The organism is Paenibacillus hemerocallicola, assembly GCF_006265175.1.
GTDB lineage: Bacteria > Bacillota > Bacilli > Paenibacillales > NBRC-103111 > Paenibacillus_AB > Paenibacillus_AB hemerocallicola.
In genome coordinates, this window is record NZ_VDCQ01000090.1 from 25,751 (window position 1) to 33,163 (window position 7,413).

The 7,413-nt window shown below is 35.6% G+C and carries 5 protein-coding genes; all 5 read left to right on the forward strand.

What is annotated here, in order from left to right; all coding sequences use genetic code 11:
* The first annotated feature begins 8 nt into the window (after positions 1–8).
* Positions 9–944, forward strand: coding sequence for an NAD-dependent epimerase/dehydratase family protein (locus FE784_RS36945; protein ID WP_139607263.1), 936 nt, complete (start codon positions 9–11; stop codon positions 942–944).
* Positions 944–2,254 (forward strand): HAD-IIIA family hydrolase, encoded by a 1,311-nt coding sequence (locus tag FE784_RS36950; protein WP_139607265.1) that lies wholly within the window; start codon positions 944–946, stop codon positions 2,252–2,254. The genes FE784_RS36945 and FE784_RS36950 overlap by 1 nt, the downstream gene beginning before the upstream one ends.
* A gap of 3 nt (positions 2,255–2,257) precedes the next feature.
* Positions 2,258–2,845 carry a D-sedoheptulose-7-phosphate isomerase gene (locus tag FE784_RS36955; protein ID WP_139607267.1) on the forward strand — a complete coding sequence of 196 codons (588 nt, stop codon included), beginning with the start codon at positions 2,258–2,260 and terminating at the stop codon, positions 2,843–2,845.
* A gap of 22 nt (positions 2,846–2,867) precedes the next feature.
* Complete coding sequence (locus FE784_RS36960) at positions 2,868–4,583, forward strand: acyltransferase (RefSeq protein ID WP_139607268.1); 1,716 nt, start codon at positions 2,868–2,870, stop codon at positions 4,581–4,583.
* A gap of 455 nt (positions 4,584–5,038) precedes the next feature.
* Positions 5,039–7,413: glycosyltransferase (locus tag FE784_RS36970; protein WP_139607270.1), on the forward strand; the 2,375-nt coding region annotated here is incomplete at its 3' end.

The following is a 7,413-nucleotide window of genomic DNA, read 5'->3' on the forward strand; positions in this document are numbered from 1 at the left end:
AATAAATTTTGAAAGCTCTAGTCGCTGGTGGTGCTGGTTTTATTGGAAGTCATTTAATCGATGCATTATTGGAAAAGGGGCATCAAGTTGTTTGTATTGATACTTTTGTCATTGGAACCCGAAAAAACATTGAGCACTTAAGGGATAATCCTGACTTCAAGTTTTATGAGCTGAGTCTATGTAATCTCGAAGAAGTTAATAAGATATTTGAAAAGGAAGATATTGATTTTGTTTTCCATTTGGCGGCAAATTCAGATATTCAAGCGAGTGCAAGTAATCCATCCATTGAATATGCTAATACTTATACTACTACATTTAATTTACTTGAATGTATGAGAGTTAACAATGTAAAGAAACTCTTTTTTGCATCGACTTCCGCTGTATACGGCGAAAAAGAGGGGGAACAAGTGTCGGAATATTCCACTCAATTAGAGCCGATCTCATACTACGGTGCAGCGAAGTTGGGGGCCGAAGCATTAATTTCGGCTTTTACTTACATGAACTCTTTCTCAAGTCTTGTATTCCGATTTCCGAATGTTATTGGACCACGATTGACGCATGGTGTTATATTTGACTTTGTGAAACGATTAAAGCAAAATCCTGAAGGGCTTACAATTCTTGGGGATGGCTCGCAATCCAAGCCATACATGCACGTGTATGACCTAGTTGATGGAATTATGAAATTTTCTATCGGAATTAAAGAAGGAGTAACCTTGTATAATATCGGGGTCGAAACTCAAACAACCGTTACTAAGATAGCTGATATTATCTGTGAAAATATGAATTTGAAAAACGTAAAGTATTCCTACACAGGTGGACGTGGAGGCTGGAAAGGAGATGTTCCTGTTTTCGCGTATAATCTTGATAAAATTCATGAAAATGGATGGAAGGCCCGTTGGACTTCTGATGAAGCAGTTGCCAAGACAGTCGAGGAGGTAATCTGATGCAGGCTGTCATAATGGCAGGCGGGAAAGGAACTCGATTGCGTTCTATTACAAATGATGATATTCCGAAACCAATGGCACATATTGCCGGGAAGCCCATTTTACATTGGCAAGTTGAGTGTTTAAGGAAAAATGGTATTACGGATATCATTATGGTAATTGAGCATCTTGGTGAAAAGATTGAAACCTTTTTTGGTAATGGATCGAATTTTGGTGTAAACATTACTTATTATTGGGAAGTACAGCCGTTGGGGACTGCTGGGGCACTCTACGATCTACAAAATCAAATCATGGATAATTATTTTTTGCTTGTCTTTGGTGATGTCATTTTCGATATTCATTTAGCGAGGATGGAACAATATCATATTGCTAAAGCGGCTCTCGGAACTTTGTTTGTTCATCCCAACTCGCATCCATATGATTCGGACCTTGTCGTAACCGATGATAATGAAAAGATCATCCGATTTGACTCAAAGAATAATAAAAGAAGCTACTGGTATAACAATTGCGTAAATGCTGGTTTCTATATCCTAAGTAAGGAAATATGTAAATTAGTCAAGCCTGGTATCAAAACGGACCTAGAAAAGGATGTATTGATGCCGTTAGTAGCACAAAAACAAGCGGTCTATGCTTATGCATCACCCGAGTATATAAAGGATGTAGGTACACCGGAGCGAATTTCTACAGCTTCCCATGAAATAGAAAATGGTTATGTGGCCGCAAGGAATTTAACAAAAAAACAAAAATGTATTTTCATTGATCGAGATGGAACATTAAACCAACACAAAGGGCTGATTAGCCATGAAGACGATTTTGTATTGGAAAGCAGCGCTATAGAAGCCATAAAACGAATAAATGCATCAGGGTATCTTGCCATCGTTATTACTAATCAACCGGTTGTTGCTCGGGGATTATGTGATGTGTTAGATATAGAAAATATCCATAACAAAATGAAAACATTGTTAGGTAGAGAGGGGGTACTTCTAGATGATGTCTTGTTTTGTCCCCATCATCCTGACAAGGGTTATCCGGAAGAGAACCCTGTATATAAAGTATCTTGCAAATGTAGAAAACCTCAAACGGGCATGATCGAAACTTGTGTAGAGAAGTTTAATATTGACATTACTCAATCATGGATAATTGGGGACACCACGATTGACATCCAAACTGGAAAAAATGCTGGACTTTATACAGCACTTGTTTTAACAGGTGAAGCTGGTAAAGATGGAAAATATGAAGTGAAATCAGATTTGGTGTGCGGAAATATTTTGGAGGCAGTAGAACAAATTTTAAAAATAGAGGAGATATGAAAAATGGATTACAGAGAAAGCATCAATACTTACATTGCACTTGAAATTGATACGTTGAAAGCTCTAGATGTTAATGCAATAAATGATGCGATGAACCTCATTATGGAAGCTCATGAAACCGAAAAAACCATTTATATCTTTGGAAATGGGGGAAGTTCTGCAACGGCCTCCCATTATCAAAATGACTTCAACAAGGGGATATCCGAGTATATTGATAAAAAATTCAATTTTCATTGTTTAAATGATAATATGGCAACTGTTATGGCTATAGCGAATGATATTGGTTTCGAAGAGGTATTCCGTTTCCAGCTAAAAGGTCACATAAAACCAGGGGATCTGGTCATTGCGATATCCGGAAGTGGAAACTCGAAAAATGTAATTAATGCTGTAGAATATGCAAAAGAGCAGGGAAACAAAATAATTGGAATGACAGGTTATAATGGTGGAAAGCTAAAGCAGCTTTCTGATGTATCTCTGCATGTTCCAATTAATAGTATGCAAATAACGGAGGACGTCCATATGATTTTTGACCACATGATTATGAGCATTTTTTATAAAACGCTCTGTGGAATCGATCATGTTAAAGGCTAAAACATCTTAAGGAGTGTCGGCATTGAATTACTTTCTGATCCTATTAGCAGTGACAACATTGGTCTTATGGCTACCTTATCCTAAGATATCACTGCTTAAAAAGGTAATGTCCACCGCGACAATAGCATTTGCAATTGCGTTGCCAGCGACCGGACTCATTTCACAATTACTAACAATGTCAACTTATGAACCTGTATCAATTGTTGTCACTGCAACGGGTCAGAAATCAGATCAATCTGAAGGAACTGAGGTTTGGATTCAAGGAGTATCAGTTGACGGTAAATGGTTTCACGCAAAAGATATATTCGATAAAAAGGCTCAGTGGATCGAGAAAGATGGAGCTTTGGGTTGGAGAGATTATGAACAACCTAATGGATTGGCTTCATCGATAAACGGAACTTTACCGAACGGTAAGCAGCGCTCCATCGTATTTGATACAAATAAGTGGCGCGGTATAGTTAAATACGAGCTAAATGGTAGTACTAAAATCGAGGATCTGTTTGTTCCAACTGACAATACAACAGATAAAAGTTTTGGCATAGAACATTCTGAAAATCAATCGAAAAAAATAAGTGGAAATCAAAGAATACTAATTTTTGCAGTGAGTTTTTTTATTAGTATTTCGATAATAGCTTTAATGTTTTATTTTGATGGACGTAGAAATAAAAATGGGAATATAAGTACTCCAATAGAAAAAGAAGCACATTTAATTTGGCCGGATTTATTACGAATTTTATGTATATTCGCAGTAGTATGGATTCATACCTCCAGTAACGTTTACAATAACTTCACAAATAATATGTCCACTTGGTATTGGTATTTATATATTAATGCGGCAACATGCTTTGCCGTTCCTGTTTTCTATATGTTGTCAGGAGCTTTTTTGATTGGAAAACGAGAAAGTATTCACTCAGTTGTTACAAAGAGAATAAAAAGGATTGTTATTCCACTTTTTGTATGGAGCTTTATATATATCTTACTAAGAAAATATTCACTCCATGAGGATGTTAACATATTATCAGCATCAGTCAGGATGTTATTTTCCTCACAGTATTCCCATTTATGGTTTATGTATCCTTTATTAGGTCTTTACTTTTTGCTTCCATTGATACGGAAAGCTTATTATGAATGGGATACTAATTTAAAAAAATATGCGTTTCTGTTGATAATTATCATTCCACTTCTCTTAACTACAATTATAGGGTATACGACAAAAACTGTACCTCTACCTTCATTTGCTTTTGGATTCCCTGAATTGGGCATTTTTATTATTGGAAAATTAATAATAGACAATAAACATAAACTTCTTGGAAAAGTATGGCTTGCTTGGATTACGGTTTTTATTGGATTTAGTGGAGTAGTACTGTCAAGTTACTATCTCTCATTGAAAATTGGCTACCCAGATAAAACTTTCTTAGGTGGTTATGGAACAGTACCAGTCTTCATATTTGCAACATCGGTATTTGTTCTCCTCATGTTGTTGGAAGATAAGCTTCAAAAGATATCTTTAGTGCTGAAAAATTGGATTATGTCCCTTTCAAAACTGACGATGGGCATTTACTATGTTCATATGCTGGCTATTTATTATGTTGGTAATCGCAAACTTGGTATTATCAGTTTTACAAATAATGCTGATGGAAGCATCAATATGTTTCTTGGAGCCTTAATGTATTTTGTTTTTTCGGCGATGTTCGTTTTTGTTTTATCTAAAATTCCGTTTTTTAAAAAGCTTGTATGATAAGAACAACCATTCAAACATTTAGCTAAAAAGGGGAATAAGATGGGATCAATTAATGCAATTACTTCTTCTGTTAAATGTATAAAACTGGTTGTTAAATCTTCTTATAGGACATACTGGATTTGTTTATCGATTCTGGCTGTTATATTTGTGACTGTTTTCATTTAACTTGAACATTCTTTATATATATGATTTCGGACACTATCAATGCGTTTGGAGTAACGGGGAATATATTGCGCGCATCTATGACGAGTCTAAGGGCCGTCCGTTGTATATCTTGCAGGAGGTTCGGAGGTTTGAACAGGATCGAAGAGAAAGCGACGGGGATAACCGCTGACAAGTCTGCAACGAAGTGGATCTGGATAGTGTTAGATAAAGTCGGAAGCATCTAAGGCAAAAAAGCTTCGTAGCATGGTGAGGACTGGGTAATAATTTCATTTTTGGAGTGATATAATTTGCCGAAAGTTACAATTGTAATGCCGGTATATAACGGAGAAAAGTATATACGTGATGCGATTGAGAGCATTATTAATCAGACTTTTAAAGATTGGGAATTTATCATTGTTAATGAATATGGTTCAAATGAAGCAACGACCTCTATTCTTGGTGAATTTGCTTCAAAAGATAAGAGAATTATATTAGTACAAAATACAGAACGATTAGGTATTTCTGCTTCTTTGAATATCGGACTTGATTTGGCACAAGGCGAATATATCGCTCGAATGGATTCGGATGATATTTCAATGCCCCTAAGATTAGAAAAGCAAGTAGCTTACTTAGAGCAACATTCCAATATAGATATTGTTGGAATAAAACCCAAGATATTTGGTGAAGAAGAATGGGAGTGGAAAGTTGAGACCGGACCAGATTTTTTGAAGAGTTGCCTATTGTTTTTTACACCTTTTGTTCATCCTACCATTATGATTCGTGCATCACGTCTTAGACAATATAAACTAAAGTACAACAAAGAGTATTTGTTTACGGAAGACTACGATTTTTTCGCAAGAGCTTCTGAATTTTTGGCATATGAAAATATGGATGACCCTTCACTATTTCATTACAGAATTCATAAAAAGAACGCAACTGCTGTTGGTGGAGAAAAAGGGATTAAGCTATACCGCGGTGTGACCCAACGATTGTTGGAACAATGTGGATTGAATTTTAATGAAAATGAAATTGATTTGTTATGTATACATTCTTTTCCGAAATCAAAGGATGCAGACCTAATACTCGAACATTTATCTGAGCTTGATATATTATTGAAACAAATCTTTTTAAATGAAACAGCAAGAAAAAAATATGGTATTCAAGCTTTATTTTATACATTGCATTGTAGATGGATGCGAGTTCTTGAAGAGATGCAGTGGGAGATAAACGATGAAAGGTTTAAAGCCGCGATTGAACGTGGTGTATTTTATCATACTGATTTTTATAAATGTAAAATTGAAACATGTAATAGCGACCCAAAGGTCTCTATTTTAATTCCTACATTTAATAGCGAGAAATACATAATGGATACATTGTACTCATTATTAGAACAAAAATTCCAAGATTTCGAAATTTTGATTGTCAATGAACTTGGATCAAACGATAGGACAACTGAAATCATAAAACTATTTCAAGATCCCAGAATTAAGATTATTCAAAATACTGAAAGACTTGGACTTGCGCAGTCTCTAAATTCAGGCATTCGTGTTGCAAAAGGTGAATATATTGCGCGTGCGGATGCGGATGATGTTTATCCCGCGCATCGACTGGAAAAACAAGTCGAATTTCTTGATCAACATCCGGATATCTCAGTTTGTGGATCTTGGCAACGTCATTTCGGTAAACGGGATTATATTCATAAAACCGTGATTACTTCAGAGGAAATTAAAGCACAAACTTTGTTTATTTGTGATATGTGTCACTCTACTTTGATGATTCGCAAGAAGGATTTTATTGATAATAATCTTTGGTACGATCCAAATTATCTTTCAGAAGATTTTGAGCTTTGGTCGAGGGCGGTTCATAATTTAAAGTTTTATAACCTTCCAGATGTTCTTGGCGAATACCGTTGGGATGGAGAAAATATCACCGCTTCAAAAATGGATCGTCTTGAAGGAGAAGCCCAAAGAATCATTGCAAGAACGCTAAAAGAACAATTAAAGATAACTATAAAAGATGATGAATTAATCTTACTTTCAGGATGGTTTAACCCTTTTCAGGATGATAATCGTAATGATAGAAAAATATTAATCGATAAAGGGAAAAAGCTGCTAAGATTAATTGAGAAACAAAATGAACTATATAGAGTATATGACTCTTCTGCTTTAAAAGCTGTTTTAAAAAGAAGATATGAATGGATGTCTAATAATAATTTGTTTCAAGTTGCTAAGCGAGTAAAAGAAAGGCGTATTAGTTACAATGTGATATATAAAAAAATCTTGAAAAGATTGTTAATGCCTGTTTATAGGCCTTTCAAAAATAGACTTTCAAATCGTTTTGACGAGTTGCGCCGTCACATTTGGGACTTAGACGGGCACATGTGGGACTACAAGCAAGAAATTAAGGCTTACATGGATGCAAGCAATCCATCAAGCCAAAATGCCGTTATAAGAAATTTAGTAGAGGATCTGGCTGCCAGAATTCAGATATTGGATCATCAGATTAAAGAGCAAGGGGAAATTTTAAAACAACTGCAGCAATTGCCGCAGATGATCGAGGGGGGGATTCGGAATGCTATAGAAAGTTCCGAACAATCTACAAAAGAACGACTTAATGCCCTAGAAGAGAATCTTCTTCAAAATTTTGATGGTCGGATAGGGAAGGCCGAAGAAAACCTTCTCCA